The sequence below is a fragment of the Pseudomonas sp. GW460-12-10-14-TSB1 genome, from assembly GCF_017349775.1.
Classification (GTDB): domain Bacteria; phylum Pseudomonadota; class Gammaproteobacteria; order Pseudomonadales; family Pseudomonadaceae; genus Aquipseudomonas; species Aquipseudomonas piscium.
On sequence record NZ_JACNAC010000004.1, the window covers coordinates 90,296 to 105,520 of the forward strand.

At 63.3% G+C, this 15,225-nt stretch carries 18 protein-coding genes and 1 pseudogene; 8 read left to right on the top strand and 11 right to left on the bottom strand.

Going from position 1 to position 15,225, the window contains the following annotated elements:
- Positions 1-19: 19 nt before the first annotated feature.
- Positions 20-745: a 4'-phosphopantetheinyl transferase gene (locus J4D52_RS04195; RefSeq protein ID WP_025805687.1), complete on the bottom strand. Its 726-nt coding sequence runs from the start codon at positions 743-745 to the stop codon at positions 20-22.
- A gap of 164 nt (positions 746-909) precedes the next feature.
- Positions 910-1,080 (bottom strand): annotated as a pseudogene (locus J4D52_RS04200) (dienelactone hydrolase family protein); the annotation flags it as partial.
- A 144-nt stretch (positions 1,081-1,224) separates the two neighbouring features.
- Between J4D52_RS04200 and J4D52_RS04205 the strand changes: the two are divergent.
- The 3 genes from J4D52_RS04205 (at position 1,225) to J4D52_RS04215 (ending at position 3,966) form a co-directional block, all read left to right on the top strand.
- Positions 1,225-1,827, top strand: coding sequence for a hypothetical protein (locus J4D52_RS04205; protein ID WP_007931772.1), 603 nt, complete (start codon positions 1,225-1,227; stop codon positions 1,825-1,827).
- A gap of 118 nt (positions 1,828-1,945) precedes the next feature.
- Positions 1,946-2,623, top strand: coding sequence for a response regulator (locus tag J4D52_RS04210; RefSeq protein WP_007931776.1), 678 nt, complete (start codon positions 1,946-1,948; stop codon positions 2,621-2,623).
- Positions 2,620-3,966: an ATP-binding protein gene (locus tag J4D52_RS04215; protein WP_025805683.1), complete on the top strand. Its 1,347-nt coding sequence runs from the start codon at positions 2,620-2,622 to the stop codon at positions 3,964-3,966. The genes J4D52_RS04210 and J4D52_RS04215 overlap by 4 nt, the downstream gene beginning before the upstream one ends.
- A 9-nt stretch (positions 3,967-3,975) precedes the next feature.
- Here the strand turns inward: J4D52_RS04215 and J4D52_RS04220 are convergent, their stop codons facing one another.
- Positions 3,976-4,974 (bottom strand): AraC family transcriptional regulator, encoded by a 999-nt coding sequence (locus J4D52_RS04220; protein WP_025805682.1) that lies wholly within the window; start codon positions 4,972-4,974, stop codon positions 3,976-3,978.
- A 343-nt stretch (positions 4,975-5,317) separates the two neighbouring features.
- On the opposite strand from J4D52_RS04220, the gene J4D52_RS04225 reads away from it, so the two are divergent.
- Both J4D52_RS04225 and J4D52_RS04230 read left to right on the top strand, forming a co-directional pair.
- A complete protein-coding gene (locus tag J4D52_RS04225; RefSeq protein WP_063432667.1) occupies positions 5,318-6,652 on the top strand; it encodes a dicarboxylate/amino acid:cation symporter in 1,335 nt (444 codons plus the stop codon).
- 151 nt (positions 6,653-6,803) lie between these two features.
- Complete coding sequence (locus J4D52_RS04230) at positions 6,804-7,985, top strand: CaiB/BaiF CoA-transferase family protein (protein ID WP_102676785.1); 1,182 nt, start codon at positions 6,804-6,806, stop codon at positions 7,983-7,985.
- A gap of 8 nt (positions 7,986-7,993) precedes the next feature.
- On the opposite strand, the gene J4D52_RS04235 is transcribed toward J4D52_RS04230, so the two are convergent.
- Both J4D52_RS04235 and J4D52_RS04240 read right to left on the bottom strand, forming a co-directional pair.
- On the bottom strand, positions 7,994-8,485 hold the full coding sequence (locus J4D52_RS04235; RefSeq protein WP_007931787.1) for a SprT family zinc-dependent metalloprotease: 492 nt from the start codon (positions 8,483-8,485) through the stop codon (positions 7,994-7,996).
- Positions 8,486-8,629: 144 nt separating this feature from the next.
- Positions 8,630-9,232, bottom strand: a complete 603-nt coding sequence (locus J4D52_RS04240; protein WP_007931790.1) for a Yip1 family protein — start codon at positions 9,230-9,232, stop codon at positions 8,630-8,632.
- Positions 9,233-9,511: 279 nt separating this feature from the next.
- Between J4D52_RS04240 and ttcA the strand changes: the two genes are divergently transcribed.
- Both ttcA and J4D52_RS04250 read left to right on the top strand, forming a co-directional pair.
- Positions 9,512-10,336: a tRNA 2-thiocytidine(32) synthetase TtcA gene (gene ttcA, locus J4D52_RS04245; protein WP_007931792.1), complete on the top strand. Its 825-nt coding sequence runs from the start codon at positions 9,512-9,514 to the stop codon at positions 10,334-10,336.
- 76 nt (positions 10,337-10,412) lie between these two features.
- The gene (locus J4D52_RS04250) at positions 10,413-11,084 is read left to right on the top strand and encodes a DNA-3-methyladenine glycosylase I (RefSeq protein ID WP_009050287.1); all 672 of its coding nucleotides are present in this window, start codon (positions 10,413-10,415) and stop codon (positions 11,082-11,084) included.
- A gap of 90 nt (positions 11,085-11,174) precedes the next feature.
- Here J4D52_RS04250 and J4D52_RS04255 read toward each other — a convergent pair whose 3' ends face one another.
- Genes J4D52_RS04255 through arsC form a run of 3 tightly spaced genes read right to left on the bottom strand, consistent with a single transcriptional unit; the run spans position 11,175 to position 12,548 of the window.
- Positions 11,175-11,600, bottom strand: coding sequence for a DUF2069 domain-containing protein (locus tag J4D52_RS04255; protein ID WP_025805676.1), 426 nt, complete (start codon positions 11,598-11,600; stop codon positions 11,175-11,177).
- Positions 11,593-12,198: an NAD(P)H:quinone oxidoreductase gene (wrbA, locus tag J4D52_RS04260; RefSeq protein WP_025805675.1), complete on the bottom strand. Its 606-nt coding sequence runs from the start codon at positions 12,196-12,198 to the stop codon at positions 11,593-11,595. The genes J4D52_RS04255 and wrbA overlap by 8 nt, the downstream gene beginning before the upstream one ends.
- Positions 12,195-12,548: an arsenate reductase (glutaredoxin) gene (gene arsC / locus J4D52_RS04265; RefSeq protein ID WP_025805673.1), complete on the bottom strand. Its 354-nt coding sequence runs from the start codon at positions 12,546-12,548 to the stop codon at positions 12,195-12,197. Before arsC ends, wrbA begins: the two co-directional genes overlap by 4 nt.
- 129 nt (positions 12,549-12,677) lie before the next feature.
- On the opposite strand from arsC, the gene J4D52_RS04270 reads away from it, so the two are divergent.
- Positions 12,678-13,142: a TlpA disulfide reductase family protein gene (locus J4D52_RS04270; protein WP_025805672.1), complete on the top strand. Its 465-nt coding sequence runs from the start codon at positions 12,678-12,680 to the stop codon at positions 13,140-13,142.
- A 112-nt stretch (positions 13,143-13,254) separates the two neighbouring features.
- On the opposite strand, the gene J4D52_RS04275 is transcribed toward J4D52_RS04270, so the two are convergent.
- From J4D52_RS04275 to J4D52_RS04285, 3 genes are all read right to left on the bottom strand, one after another.
- The gene (locus J4D52_RS04275) at positions 13,255-13,659 is read right to left on the bottom strand and encodes an META domain-containing protein (RefSeq protein ID WP_023966598.1); all 405 of its coding nucleotides are present in this window, start codon (positions 13,657-13,659) and stop codon (positions 13,255-13,257) included.
- A complete protein-coding gene (locus J4D52_RS04280) occupies positions 13,656-14,093 on the bottom strand; it encodes a hypothetical protein (RefSeq protein WP_063432663.1) in 438 nt (145 codons plus the stop codon). Before J4D52_RS04280 ends, J4D52_RS04275 begins: the two co-directional genes overlap by 4 nt.
- Positions 14,094-14,183: 90 nt before the next feature.
- On the bottom strand, positions 14,184-15,173 hold the full coding sequence (locus tag J4D52_RS04285) for a 2-hydroxyacid dehydrogenase (RefSeq protein WP_025805670.1): 990 nt from the start codon (positions 15,171-15,173) through the stop codon (positions 14,184-14,186).
- Positions 15,174-15,225 lie beyond the last annotated feature (52 nt).

Genomic DNA, 15,225 nt, shown 5'->3' on the forward strand with positions numbered 1-15,225 from the left:
GCTCAGGTTCAGCCGGGCATCAAGCCCGGATGCTGACCAGGCTCAGCAGTTGCCCGTCTTGTAGCGCAAATTGCGCGTCCAGCTCGCTGCCACTGCGCCATTCGCTGGACAGGTCGGTCAACAGGCGCAGGCGGACCTGGCCGCTGGCTGTCCACTCCAGCACTTCGGCGTGTTCGAAATAGAAGCGTTGCTGGACGATCGGGTACAGCGCCTTGAACAGGCTTTCCTTCACCGAAAAGGTCAGGGTGACCCAGAGCGCCAGTTGCTCGCGCGGGGCGGCGGCCATGCGCCGCATTTCGGCCGGGATGAGGATTTCCCCCGCCAGGCGTTCCGCCCGTTCGCTGTTGAGCAGGTTCTCCAGGTCCATGCCCAGCCCGCGCCAATGCTCCTTGCGCGCGACAATCGCCGCGGCACGCCCGGTGCTGTGGGTGATCGAGCCGCTGATGTGCGCCGGCCAGACTGGCGCCCGGTCCTCGCCGATCGGCGGAATGCAGTCCAGGCCGTCCAGGCGTTGCAGAGCGGCGCGGGCGCATAAGCGACCGGCGAGAAATTCGGCCTGCCGTTTTGCCACCGAACGTTGAATGCTTGCGGGCGGCTCGATGGCGCTGAGCTGGAAGTCGTTGCTGGCCAGGCGCGAGGCATCGAAATGGGTGCCGAGCAGGACGGTGTCCGGCAGGGCGTCGGGCAGCGGCCACTGGTCGTCGAGTGGAGTGCAGCAGGCGGGGAGGGTAGGGATGAGATTCATGCCAGGCATTTTGCCGGGTTGTAAGGCCGGAGGGTAGCCTGGCAACCGTCGGCTTTGAGGCCGCTGTCCCGGGAGTTGAGGCCCCCGGTGCGGCCGGTGCGGGATCAGTTGAACAGTTTCTTGAAGAGCGCCTGCATGTCCGCCCATGAGCGTTCATCGGCGGCCTTCTGCACCACCACAACTCCGGGACGTGGCCCTTGCTGGCTGTCGTCATAGGCGTAGTAGCCGATGAACCGGGTGCCGTCAGGGCTATGGTAAGGGATTTCCTGGGTCTTGATGGCTGCCTGGCTCAAGCCGCAGAAAGCCAAGAACAAGCAAGCGAAAAGCGCGCGCATGGTCCGTTCTCCTTTAAAAGGCTGCCAAACAGCCGAGTCGATTTGATTCAGCCGAGGTTCAGAGTGTGTTCAGGGGGAGTTCAGGGCGGGGTCGGTAGTCTGGCCCCGTACCCAAAAACACATAGCGAATGAGGAAATACCCCCATGACTACTTTCAAGAAGATGATTCTGGCCTTCACTGTTCTCGGCGCCAGCGCTGTCGTCCAGGCCGCCGACAGCAACTTCGCCAGCCTTACCTACGGCCAGACCAGCGACAAGGTCAAGAAGTCCAGCCTGCTCAACAGCAACCTGAACAACCCGAACGCCGACGGTGTGATCGGCAAGGACAACACCTGGGGCGTGCGCCTGGGTCAGCAGAATGACCAGCACCGCTACTACGCCACCTACGACAATGTCTCCGGTTCCCACAATGGCATTAAACTGCGCCAGGAAAACCTGCTCGGCAGCTACGATGTGTTCCTGCCAGTGACCAGCAGCACCAAGCTGTTCGGCGGCGGTACCGCGGGCCTGACCAAGCTGACCCAGGATTCCCCAGGCTTCAGCCGCGACAGCGACATCGGTTATGCCGTTGGCGTGCAGGCCGGCGTCCTGCAGCAGGTTTCACAGAACACTTCGGTCGAACTGGGTTACCGTTACCTGCGCAGCAATGCCAGCACCGAGATGAGCGAGCGCAGTGGCAGCAAGCAGGGTTCGCTGAGCCTGACCAGCAGCGCCCAGACGTACCTGTCGGCCAACTACGCTTTCTAATATACCGTCCTGGTTCTGACCGCGCCGGATCTGCCAAGGCAGGATCCGGCGTTGCCATATATACGATCAGGGCGCCTGAGCGCCCTTGGAGATGTCGAATTTTGCCTGGGAGAGCTGCATGAAACTGCTCGTCGTTGAAGATGAAGCGCTGCTGCGCCATCACTTGCAAACCCGCCTCACGGACAGCGGCCATGTGGTCGAGTCCGTGGCCAATGCCGAGGAGGCGCTGTATCAGACCGAGCAGTTCAACCATGATCTGGCGGTGATCGACCTGGGCCTGCCGGGCATGGGCGGGCTGGACCTGATCCGCCAGCTGCGCTCGCGGGGCAAGGCGTTTCCGATCCTGATCCTGACGGCTCGCGGCAACTGGCAGGACAAGGTCGAAGGGCTGGCCGCCGGCGCCGACGACTATGTGGTCAAGCCCTTCCAGTTCGAGGAACTGGACGCGCGCCTGAATGCGCTGCTGCGCCGCTCCAGCGGGTTCACCCAATCGACCATCATCGCCGGTCCGCTGCTGCTCGACCTGAATCGCAAGCAGGCCTCGCTCGACGAACAACCGCTGGCGCTGACCGCCTACGAATACCGGATTCTCGAGTACCTCATGCGCCACCATCAGCAGGTGGTGGCCAAGGACCGGTTGATGGAACAGCTGTACCCGGACGATGACGAGCGCGATCCGAACGTGATCGAGGTGCTGGTCGGCCGCCTGCGGCGCAAGCTGGAAGGCCCTTCGGGCTTCAAGCCCATCGATACCGTGCGCGGCCTGGGTTACCTGTTCAACGAGCGCTGCCGATGATCCGATCGTTACGCCTGCGCCTGATGCTGGCGGCCACGACGCTGGCGGTGCTGTTCATGCTGGCGTTGTTGCCGGCCATGCAAGGCGCGTTCAGCCTGGCGCTGCAGGATTCCATCGAGCAGCGCCTGGCCTCCGACGTGACCACGCTGATCTCGGCGGCCCGGGTCGAGAACAATCATCTGCAAATGCCGGCGCAACTGCCGGATGAGCGCTTCAACCTGACCGACAGTCGCCTCCTGGGCTACATCTATGACCGGGAGGGGCGGCTGGTCTGGCGTTCCAAGGCGACCCAGGAAGAGAACATCAACTACAAGCCGCGTTATGACGGGCGCGGTAACGAGTTCGCGCGTATCCGCGAAGTCAACGGCCAGGAGTTTTTCGTCTACGACGTCGAGGTCAAGCTGCTTGGTGGTAAAAGCGCGGCGTTCAGCATCGTCGCCCTGCAGCCGGTGCGTGAGTACCAGTTGACCCTGGAGGGCGTGCGGGAAAACCTTTACCTCGGTTTCGGCGCCGCGTTGCTGGTGCTCCTGGCGCTGCTCTGGCTTGGCCTGACCTGGGGCCTGCAGGCCTTGCGCCGGCTGAGCCAGGAGCTGGACGAAATCGAAAGCGGCACCCGGGAAAGCCTCAGCGAAGAACATCCGCGCGAGCTGTTGCGCCTGACCGGTTCGTTGAACCGCCTGTTGCACAGCGAGCGCGAGCAACGCAGCCGTTATCGCGATTCCCTGGACGATCTGGCCCACAGCCTGAAAACCCCGCTGACGGTGTTGCAAGGGGTCAGCGAGGACATGGCCCTGCGCCCTCAGGACCGCGAACAGGCCTGGGTGCTGCAGACCCAGATCGAACGCATGAGCCAGCAGATCAGCTATCAGTTGCAGCGTGCCAGCCTGCGCAAGAGCGGCCTGGTGCGGCACCAGGTGCGTCTGCGTCCGGTGCTGAAAAGCCTGTGCGACACCCTGGACAAGGTCTATCGCGACAAACAGGTACGGGTCTCGTTCGACCTGCCGGAGCGCTGCTATGTGCCGATCGAGCATGGAGCCTTGCTCGAGTTACTGGGCAACCTGCTGGAGAACGCCTACCGCCTGTGCCTGAGCGAGGTGCGCATCAGCGTCCGCCAAGACCTCCATGGCGCGCAGCTGTGTGTCGAGGACGATGGGCCGGGCGTGCCGCCGGACCAGCGGGCGCGGATTCTCCAGCGTGGCGAACGGCTGGATCGCCAGCATCCGGGGCAGGGGATCGGCCTGGCGGTGGTCAAGGACATCATCGACAGCTACGGCGCCCAGCTGACCCTTGGGGATTCCACCCTGGGCGGGGCGGCGTTCCGCATTCTCTTCCCGGCGATTTGACCGGCGCGCTCAGGTTTCCTGGGCGCGATAGGCGCCCGGCGTCAGCCCGGTCCACTTCTTGAACGCGCGATGAAAGGCCGAGGGCTCGGAAAAGCCGGTCTGCTCGGCGATCTGTTGCAATGACAGGTCGGCCCGACGCAGATGGTAGATGGCGATATCGCGCCGCAACTGATCCTTCAATTCCTGAAAGCTCGTGCCTTCTTCGCGCAAATGCCGGCGCAGGGTCTGCGGGCTGATGTGCAGGTGCTGGGCGATGCTTTCCAGGTCCGGCCAATGGTTGCTGTCGCGGCTGAGCAGGCGGCGCAGCTGGCTGCTCAGACTGTCGCCGTCGTCCGGGCGGGCCAGCAGGTCGGCGGGGGAGCGTTCAAGAAAGTGCTTGAGGGTTCGTTCGTCCTGCAGCAGCGGCATGCTCAGGTAGCGGCTGTGGAACAGCAGGCTGCTGCGGTCGCGGGAAAACACCAGGGGGCAGGGGAACAGCAGGTCGTACTCGTTGCCATGCTCGGGTTTCGGGTAGCTGAAACAGGCCTGTTCGAGGCGGATGCGCTGGCCGATCAGCCAACTGCCGAGGCGATGCCAGATCACCAGCAGGCTCTCGCTGAGAAAGTGGTCCGGGTCCCACAGCACAGCGTCGTCCAGGCTCAGGCGGGTCATGTCCCCTTCGCGCGTCAGGCTCAGCCGCGGTGCCTGGGGGAACAGGCTGTAAAACAGCAGGCCACGCTGCAGGGCCTTCTCCAGGTTGCTGCAGTGGATCAGGGCGTGGCACATCATGGCGAAGGTGCCGCGCTTGCTCGGGCCGTCGCCGAACCCCAGGTACTCGTCATCCAGCACTTGCCAGAGCTGTTGCAGCAGGCTGGCGAACTGCTCGGGGGCGATACGGGCCTTGGGTTCGTTCAGCAGTTCGAGGCTGATGCCCAGGGTCTGCAGCAACTCCGAATAGTCGTAGCCCCGCCGACGAGCCCCGCCCAGGGCGGCACGGGCGAAATGACTGGCGATGGTGCGTTCGCGCATGAAGGTTGATCCGTCCATTGAGTGGCGGATGTTAACAGCCGTCGACGACTGGGCAAGGCGGATATCCGCCAAATTGTAGGACGAGCGGCGGGCGATGGGCGGAAATCCGCCACTTCGCTCAGGGGCGGCGATAGCGAAAGGCGAGCGCAAACCCTGATGTCCAAAGGCTTTCAGGGTTTTTTGGCAAGCTGGCACGGGCTTTGCGATAGCGAGGAGTAGGGAGCAACCAGAGGTGTTCCCCGCAGCTCTACACAACAAATCCCTCCAGTGCAGGAGGGTTCGCACTTTAGGCGTCGTGTGCATCGATGGATGGTGTGCAACGGTGCTCTTGAGGAACTTTGCAATGACGACTCGTCAGCCACTGTACAAATCCCTGTATTTCCAGGTGATCGTTGCCATCGCTATCGGCATCCTGCTCGGTCACTTCTACCCGCAGACCGGTGTGGCCCTCAAGCCCCTGGGTGACGGGTTCATCAAACTGATCAAGATGGTCATCGCGCCCATCATCTTCTGTACCGTCGTCAGTGGTATCGCTGGCATGCAGAACATGAAATCGGTGGGCAAGACCGGTGGCTACGCGCTGCTGTACTTCGAAATCGTTTCGACCATCGCCCTGCTGATCGGCCTGGTCGTGGTCAACGTCGTGCAGCCGGGCAACGGCATGCACATCGATGTGTCCACCCTGGATGCCTCGAAAGTGGCGGCCTACGTCACCGCCGGCAAGGACCAGAGCATCGTCGGCTTTATCCTCAACGTCATTCCGAACACCATCGTCGGCGCCTTTGCCAACGGCGACATCCTGCAAGTGCTGATGTTCTCGGTGATCTTCGGTTTCGCCCTGCACCGCCTGGGTGCCTACGGCAAGCCGGTGCTGGACTTCATCGATCGCTTCGCCCACGTGATGTTCAACATCATCAACATGATCATGAAGCTCGCGCCGATCGGTGCGCTGGGTGCCATGGCCTTCACCATCGGCGCCTACGGCGTGGGTTCGCTGGTGCAACTGGGCCAGCTGATGATCTGCTTCTACATCACCTGCGTGCTGTTCGTGCTGGTGGTGCTGGGCGGTATCTGCCGCGCCCACGGTTTCAGCGTGCTTAAGCTGATCCGCTACATCCGTGAAGAGCTGCTGATCGTGCTGGGTACTTCCTCGTCGGAATCGGCCCTGCCACGCATGCTGATCAAGATGGAACGCCTGGGTGCGAAGAAATCGGTAGTGGGTCTGGTGATTCCGACCGGTTACTCCTTCAACCTCGACGGTACCTCGATCTACCTGACCATGGCGGCCGTGTTCATTGCCCAGGCGACCGACACCCACATGGACATCACTCACCAGATCACCCTGCTGCTGGTGCTGCTGCTGTCCTCCAAAGGTGCTGCGGGCGTGACCGGTAGCGGCTTCATCGTGCTGGCGGCGACCCTGTCGGCCGTGGGTCACCTGCCGGTAGCCGGCCTGGCGCTGATCCTGGGTATCGACCGCTTCATGTCCGAAGCCCGTGCGCTGACCAACCTGGTAGGTAACGCGGTAGCCACCGTAGTGGTCGCCAAGTGGGTCAAGGAGCTGGACGAAGACCAGCTGCAGGCCGAGCTGGCTTCCGGTGGCCGTGCTATCAGCGACACCCGCGAAGAAGATGACCTGGGCGTTGCCGAAGGCCCAACCCCGACGACCGTGAAGTAACTTCACCGCGTTGATGAAAAACCCGCTCCGGCGGGTTTTTTCATGCCCGGCGTTTGAGCGCAACGGTCAGCCCGGGTGGCGCTTGCGGTGATTGCCGGGCCTCGAGACGCTGCCTACTCTGTGGGCAATCAATCGGCAAGGGAGAGTGTTCATGCAAGGGCCACTGGCGTCACTCAAGGTACTGGATTTCTCCACGCTGCTGCCGGGGCCGTTCGCCTCCTTGCTGCTGGCGGACATGGGCGCCGAGGTGCTGCGCATCGAATCGCCGACCCGCATGGATCTGCTGCGGGTGCTGCCGCCCCACGATCAGGGTGTCTCCGCCAGCCATGCCTACCTCAATCGCAATAAACGCAGCCTGGCGCTGGACCTCAAGCAGCCCGAGGCGCTGGAGGTGATCCGCCAGCTGGTGCTGGAGTACGACATCGTGCTGGAGCAGTTCCGCCCCGGGGTGATGGAACGCCTGGGGCTGGGCTACGAGGCGTTGAAGGCGCTCAACCCGAAGCTGATCTATGTCTCGATCACCGGTTATGGCCAGACTGGCCCGTACCGGGATCGCGCCGGCCATGACATCAATTACCTGGCCCTGGCGGGCCTGGCCAGCTACACCGGGCGCAAGGATAGCGGGCCGCTGCCCCTGGGCATCCAGGCGGCGGACATCGCCGGAGGTTCGCTGCATGGGGTCATCGGCCTGCTGGCGGCGGTGATTGCCCGCCAGCACAGTGGCCTGGGGCAGCACCTGGATGTGAGCATGACCGATTGCGTGTTCAGCCTGAACGCCATGGCCGGGGCCGGCTACCTGGCGTGCGGGATCGAGCCCGCGGCGGAACAGCAGGTGCTCAATGGCGGCAGTTTCTATGACTATTACCGCAGTCGGGATGGTCGCTGGCTGTCGGTGGGCAGCCTGGAGCCGCCGTTCATGCAGGCGCTGTGCAAGGCCCTCGGTCGTCCGGAACTGGCGGCCCAGGGGCTGTCACCGCAGCCGGAACAACAGCAGGCGCTCAAGCTGGCCTTGCAGGTCGAGTTCGAGAAGCGCGATTTTGCCGAGCTCTGCGAGTTGTTTGCCGCGGTCGATGCCTGCGTCGAGCCGGTGCTGGGCCTGGCGGAGGCGGTGGCGCATCCGCAGTTGCAGGCGCGGCAGCTGGTCAGCCAGGTGCCGCGTGGCGATGGCAGCTACCAGGCGCAGATGGCCTGTCCGTTGAAGTTTTCCCAGGGGCTGCCGGAGCCTCGGCATATCGGGGCGGAGCTAGGGGCGCATAGTGACCAGGTGCTGGCCGAGCTGGGTTACAGCGTGCAGCGCATCGCTGAACTACGTCAGGGCCGGGTCATCCTGTAGGGCCGGGCTCACTCCACCCGCATTTCGCCGCTGAACACCAGGGTGTGCCGGCAGCGCCGGCACAGATAGCGCCGACCCTGGGCGACCAGGCGATGGCGCTGGGCGGAAAACGGGAAATCGTTGTCGCAGGGGCAGCGATAGATGTAGCGGGTCACGCTGCGACGCTGGATCTCGTAGGTGTGGCAGCGATTGGGCGGCAGTTCGTACACGCCGCGCATGATCAGTTGCCATTCTTCGCCGTGGGGCTGAATACGCTCGCCGAACAGTTGGTGGGCGATCAGGTGCGCGACTTCATGGGCCACGGTCTGTTTGAGGAAGTCTTCGGTGTTTTCCCGGTACAGCTGCGGGTTGAAGCGCAGCAGGTTCTCGTGCAGGTGGGCGACACCGGCTTTCTGGCCGCGCAATTTGAGGCTGACCACCGGGCGTTTGAAAGGTCGTTTGAAAAAGGATTCAGCGAGTTGGAAACAGTCTTCGACGCGGGTATTGAGTTGCTCGGGCATGCTTAACGGCTCTCCAGAGCGGGTGAGTATGCCGCAAAGCTGATGCATTCCGAATCGTCCAGGCGCCGAATGGTCGTTGCGCAGATTGGAAGGCCGCCTTGCGGCGGCCTGTGTTGGCAGATTGTGTTTGTTTTTTGAGCGACGTCAGTTGGTGTAAACGGGGCCGACGCCAAGACCCCAGACGATCACGGTGAATGCCATGATCGCGACCAGCACCACCAGCCCAACGGCCAGTACGGAGCTTGAGAACAGGAAACCTTCGTCCGAGGGAATGTTCATGAAGGTCGGCAATCCGACATACAGCAGGTAGACGGTGTAGCAGATGGCGGCCGTGCCGACGATCATGCCGAGCCACATGTGCGGATACAGCGCCGCCAGGCCGCCGATGAACAGGGGCGTCGCGGTATAGGTGGCGAACGCGATGCAGCGCGCCAGGCTCGGACTGGCGTCGTAGGTGCGGGCCATCCAGTGGACGAAGGCGCCCATGACCGCGACCCCGCCAAGCATCGCCAGGTACGACATGATGGTCATCCACAGCGCGCTTTCCATGGTCAGCATGACCGGCGCTCGATTACCTATGACCCAACCGACCTGGGTGGTGCCGATAAATGCCGAAATCGCTGGAATCGCCGCGAGAATCAGCGTGTGGGTGAGGTACATGTGGCTGATGCTTTCCTCTTCGTCGCCACGTATTTCTCGCCATTCCTGATCGGGGTGGGTGAAGAGTCCCACGACATGATGAATCATAGTCAGTCACTCCTTTGTTATTGCCATCGCCCCCCAACGGAGCGCCTACGGGCCAGCGGCCAAGTAAGTAAAGGTCTGAATATGTGTGCGACCTTATGTCGCAGTATAGAAAGGACTGACTTGCAAAAGGCGTAGGCGTTAGAGCAAATCGCGCTGTCGGCGCGGCTGGTAATCGCATTCGGCGATTTGATCGGTCGGCTGGCGCCCGGCGCTTCGCCCGCGCGCGGTTTTTGCGTAAAATGTCCGGCTTTTCGTCACACACCGCGGATTTCAAGCGCCATGGGCACTCTTACGGTCAACCAGAACAAACTGCAGAAACGCTTGCGCCGCCAGGCCGGGGAAGCGGTCGCCGACTTCAACATGATCGAAGACGGCGACAAGGTCATGGTCTGCCTGTCCGGCGGCAAGGACAGCTACACCATGCTCGACGTGCTGATGCACCTGCAGAAGGTTGCACCGATCAAGTTCGACATCGTCGCCGTGAACATGGACCAGAAGCAGCCCGGATTCCCCGAGCATGTGCTGCCGGCCTACCTCGAGACACTCGGTGTGGAGTACCACATCGTCGAGAAGGACACCTATTCGGTGGTCAAGGAGCTGATACCGGAGGGCAAGACCACCTGCTCGTTGTGCTCGCGCCTGCGTCGCGGCACCCTGTACACCTTCGCCGACGAAATCGGCGCGACCAAGATGGCCCTGGGTCACCATCGCGACGACATCGTCGAGACCTTCTTCCTCAACATGTTCTACAACGGCTCGCTCAAGGCCATGCCGCCCAAGCTGCGGGCCGACGATGGGCGTAATGTGGTGATCCGCCCGCTGGCCTATTGCAGCGAGAAGGACATCCAGGCCTATTCCGACCTCAAGCAGTTCCCGATCATCCCGTGCAACCTCTGTGGCTCCCAGGAAAACCTGCAGCGCCAGGTGGTCAAGGAAATGCTTCAGGAATGGGAACGCAAGACCCCGGGCCGTACCGAAAGCATTTTCCGCGGCCTGCAGAACGTGGTGCCGTCACAGCTGGCGGACCGCAACCTGTTCGACTTCACCAGCCTGAAGATCGACGAAACCGCGGCCTCGCGTTTCGTCAATGTGGTGAACCTCTGAGTCGTTTCGCGGCTCTGTATCCTGGAATCACGGCGCTCCTCTGAGCGCCGTTTCTTTATCGTCATTAGGAGAGGGCATGCGCGATTACAAGTGGCTGCACGAATACTGTCTGAACCGCTTCGGTTCGGCGGCCGAGCTGGAAGCCCATCTGCCGGTGCCGAAAACCCCGGCGCAATTGCGCAAGATCAGCGATGACCGTTATCTCTCGACCCTGGCCCTGCGGGTGTTTCGCGCCGGCTTGAAGCACAGCCTGGTGGACGCCAAGTGGCCGGCCTTCGAAGAGGTGTTTTTCGGTTTCGACCCGGAGAAAGTGGTGCTGATGGGCGCCGAGCACCTCGAGCGGCTGATGCAGGACACACGGATCATTCGCCACCTGGGCAAGCTCAAGAGCGTGCCGCGCAATGCGCAGATGGTGCTCGACGTGGAAAAGGAGAAGGGCAGCTTCGGTGCCTTGATCGCTGACTGGCCGGTGACCGACATCGTCGGCCTGTGGAAGTACCTGGCCAAGCACGGTCACCAGTTGGGCGGCCTGTCGGCCCCGCGCTTTCTGCGGATGGTCGGCAAGGACACCTTCGTGCCGACCTATGACGTGGTGGCGGCGCTGAATGCGCAGCAGATCATCGACAAGGTGCCCAGCAGCCTCAAGGACCTGGCCACCGTGCAGGGCGCCTTCAACCAGTGGCACGCCGAAAGTGGCCGGCCGCTGTGCCAGATCTCGATGATGCTGGCTTATACGGTCAACCACTGATTCGGCGTTGATCTCATCGCGGGCAAGCCTCGCTCCTACGGAAGCATTGGGTTTTCTGTAGGAGCGAGGCTTGCCCGCGATAGCGCACTGTCAGGCGACGCTGACCTCGCCTTCACCCGCCAGCTTGCGGTTGAGCTGGAAGCGCCAGCGCACGTAGAGCAGGGCCGAGCAGAACACCGCCAGGCTGGCGAGCATCTCCAGGATGCCGAACAGTTGCCGGTTCGGGTCGTAGGCGGCCAGCGCGCCCTTGATGAAATACAGGTTCACCACGAAGCACATCCAGGAATGCCCGCGCGCGCTGCCCACCAGCATGCCCGGCGCCATCAGCAGCAGCGGCACCAGTTCGATCAGCAGGATCACCCAGGGCCGGGCGCCGTGCAGGTCGGCGACGAACAGGTAGTAGCCGCAGAGCAGGCCGACCAGGCCGAAAAAGCAGATCAGGCTCAGCACCCGGGTGATGCGTACGCGCGGCTCCAGCCATTCGATGGCCGGCAGGATCTTCGGCTTTTTAGCCACGGCTGCTCTCCAGTTGCAGGGCAGTCTTGGCCAGGCGCAGGCCCAGGGCGCGGCAGAGGGCGACCTCATGCTCGTTCAGCGGGCTCTTGCCGTCGGCGCCGGCATGGTGGCTGGCACCGTAAGGCGTGCCGCCGCCACGGGTTTCCAGCAGGGCCGATTCGCTGTAGGGCAGGCCGGTGATCAGCATGCCGTGGTGCAGCAGCGGCAGCATCATCGACAGCAGGGTGGTTTCCTGGCCGCCGTGCAGGCTGGCGGTGGAGGTGAACACCCCGGCCGGCTTGCCCACCAAGGCGCCGGTCAGCCACAGGTTGCTGGTGCCGTCGAGGAAGTACTTCAGCGGCGCGGCCATATTGCCGAAACGGGTCGGACTGCCCAAAGCCAGGCCGGAGCAGTGTTTCAGGTCGTCGAGGCTGGCGTATAGTGCGCCGTCTTCCGGGATGCTCGGGGCCACGGCCTCGCAGTCGGCGGATATCGCCGGCACGGTGCGCAGGCGCGCTTCCAGGCCACCTTGTTCGATGCCCCGGGCGATCTGCCGGGCCATCTCGTTGGTCGAGCCGTTGCGGCTGTAGTAGAGAACCAGGATGTACGGCGTACTCAAGGCAGGATCTCCAGCACGTTCTCCGGCGGCCGGCCGATGATGGCCTTGTCGCCGACTTCAAGAATCGGCCGTTCCATGAGTTTCGGGTGCGCGGCGATGGCGGCGATCAGCTGCGCTTCGCTCAGGCTGGCGTCGGCCAGGTTGAGGCTCTTGTACTCGTCTTCGCCGGTGCGCAGCAGCTGGCGGGCGCCGATCCCGAGCTTGCCCAGCAGGCTTTGCAGCTGGGCGGCATCGAGCGGGGTTTCCAGGTAGCGGACCAGGGTCGGGGTCAGGCCACGGGCTTCCAGCAGTTCCAGTGCGCCGCGGGATTTCGAGCAGCGCGGGTTGTGATAAAGCGTCAGATCGGTCATGGGCGGGTCGCATCTTGCGTAAGGTGGCGGCTATTCTACCTGTGCGACGGGCAGTCCTGAACCTTGCGAGGCGATGGGTCGCACGAGAAAGCGGGTTTGACTGGTTTTTTTCAATACAAGGATCAAGGCATGGCAAGGCAACTGGCAGCGGCATTGGCGATCATCGGCACCTTGTTGCTGAGCGGCTGCGGTAACGATTACGGGGTCGATCAATATGGCCAGAAAGTCGCCGCCGAGCGCGTGGACAAGCAGTGGCTGGTACTCAATTACTGGGCCGAATGGTGTGGGCCGTGCCGCACCGAGATCCCCGAACTCAATGCATTGGCCGAAGGGCTCAAGGGGCAGTCGGTGAGTGTACTGGGGGTCAATTTCGATAACGTGCAGGGCGAGGAACTGAAGAGCGCCAGTGAAAAACTGGGCATCAAGTTCACTGTGCTGGCGCAGAACCCGGCGGAGATTTTCGATTTGCCACGCAGCGAAGGGTTGCCGGTGACCTACATCATCGATGACCAGGGCAAGGTGCGTGAGCAACTGATGGGCGAACAGACCGCGGCGGGCGTGATGGCGAAGCTGGAAGCCCTGCGCGGGCATTGATAGATAGCCGCTGCAGGCTGCGAACGGCTAGCAAGGCCGTTGCGATCCCTGGATCGCTGAAGGTCCTGCGGACCTTATCGCAGCCTGCGGCAGCGGCTACAGGAGGGCGGTATCAACCTTCCTCGAGCCACCAGCGCAACGGCTTGCCTTCGGCCGGCCAGAAACGCACTTGCTCGATCGGGGAAATGTCCCAGCGCTGGACGGTTTCCAGCGCCTGCAGGAAGCGTCGTTCCTGCTCCATCAAAGCTGGCGCGCACATCTTGCGGGTGCTGCCGACCTTGCCGAAGCTGAGCTTGTCGCCGTCCAGGGTGTAGGGCGCGAACCAGTGGTTGCAGCCACCGTTGCCGTAGGCGCGACCGTCTTCGCCGAGGGTGATGGTCAGGTGGCTGTAATCGATCAGCGGACGCTCGCCGATCCACTCCAGGATGTAGCTGCGATCCTGCTGCAGTTTCACCGGCTCCGCCGCGCAACCCAGCAGGCCGGCGCCGAACGCGGCGGTCAACGCCAGGCGTTTCATTGGGCGGCTCGCTGGCATTTCGGGCAGAGGTGTTTTTCCCCTTGGCTGATCCAGCCCAGCTCAGCGATCCGCGCGCTGGCCGCAGGCTTTTGCGCCTTGCTGCCCAGCTTGGCATCCACCGCGAACTCGAAGCTCAGCTCGGTGGCGCAGCTGTCGCAGTTGACCTGCCACTGATGGATCGCCAGCTCGCCGAATACCGGACCACGGGCCACGGCGACCCACTGGCCGACCGGGTTGATCAGGTGCCGAACGGTTTCCACCGTCAGGCGCATCGACAGGTCCTTGCTGCCCTTGAGGGTGACGATCAGCACGTCGTCGTTGCGGATGGAACCACCGTTGCCGGTGACCTGATAGCGGCCGGGCACCAGGGCGCGGCATTCGATCAGGGTGTGTTGCGGGTTCATCAGGCTGTAGCGGAAATCGTGTTCGACCATGGGTCCTCCAAATCTGGCGCGTATGCTAGCACGCACCCCGATACCTCAGGTTGCAGGCAGATGACCTTCGCTTACCGCCGGTCCGTCGGCTCAGCCTTCCACCAGGTTACAGGGCGCGCCGGCAGCCCAGGCGGCGATGTTGTGCAAGGTGGTGTCGGCGATCGCCGCCAGGGCCTCGCGGGTGAGGAAGGCCTGGTGGGCGGTGACTATCACGTTGGGGAAGGTCAACAGCCGCGCCAGCACGTCGTCCTGCAGTGGCAGGTCGGAGCGGTCCTCGAAGAACAGCTGCGCTTCCTCTTCGTAGACATCCAGCCCCAGGTAGCCCAGTTGGCCGTTCTTCAGGGCTTCGATCAGCGCCGGGGTATCCACCAGGCCGCCGCGGCCGGTATTGATCAGCATCGCCCCCGGTTGCATCCGGGCCAGGCTCTGGCGGTTGATCAGGTGTTTGCTGTCGGCGGTGAGCGGGCAGTGCAGGCTGATGATCTGTGCCTGGGCCAGCAGCTCCGGCAGGCTCAGGTAACGCGCGCCCAGGGCCTCGACTTGCGGGTTGGGGAAGGGATCGTGGGCCAGCAACTGGCAGCCGAAACCGGCCATGATCCGGGCAAAGGTGGCGCCGATCTGCCCGGTGCCGACGATGCCGACGGTTTTTCCCACCAGGTCGAAACCGGTCAGGCCGTGCAAGCTGAAGTCACCTTCGCGGGTGCGGTTGTAGGCGCGGTGCAGGCGGCGGTTCAGCGCCAGGATCAGGGCCACCGCATGCTCGGCCACGGCATGAGGCGAGTAGGCCGGGACCCGCACCACGCTCAGGCCCAGGCGTTTGGCCGCGGCCAGGTCGACATGGTTGTAGCCGGCGGAGCGCAGCGCGATCAGGCGCGTGCCGCCGGCGGCCAGCTGTTCCAGCACCGGGGCACTCAGGTCGTCATTGATAAAGGCGCAGACCACTTCGTGGTGCTCCGCCAGGGCCGCTGTGTCCAGGCTCAGGCGCGCTGCCTGGAACTGTAGCTCGATGCCCGGCGGCAGCTCGGCGCCGAGGAAGCTGTCGCGGTCATAGTTCTGGCTGCTGAAGAGAATGGTGCGCATGGTGTCGTCCTTGTGGGAGGTTGCCCCCAGCATGAACCTTCGGGGCAACCGG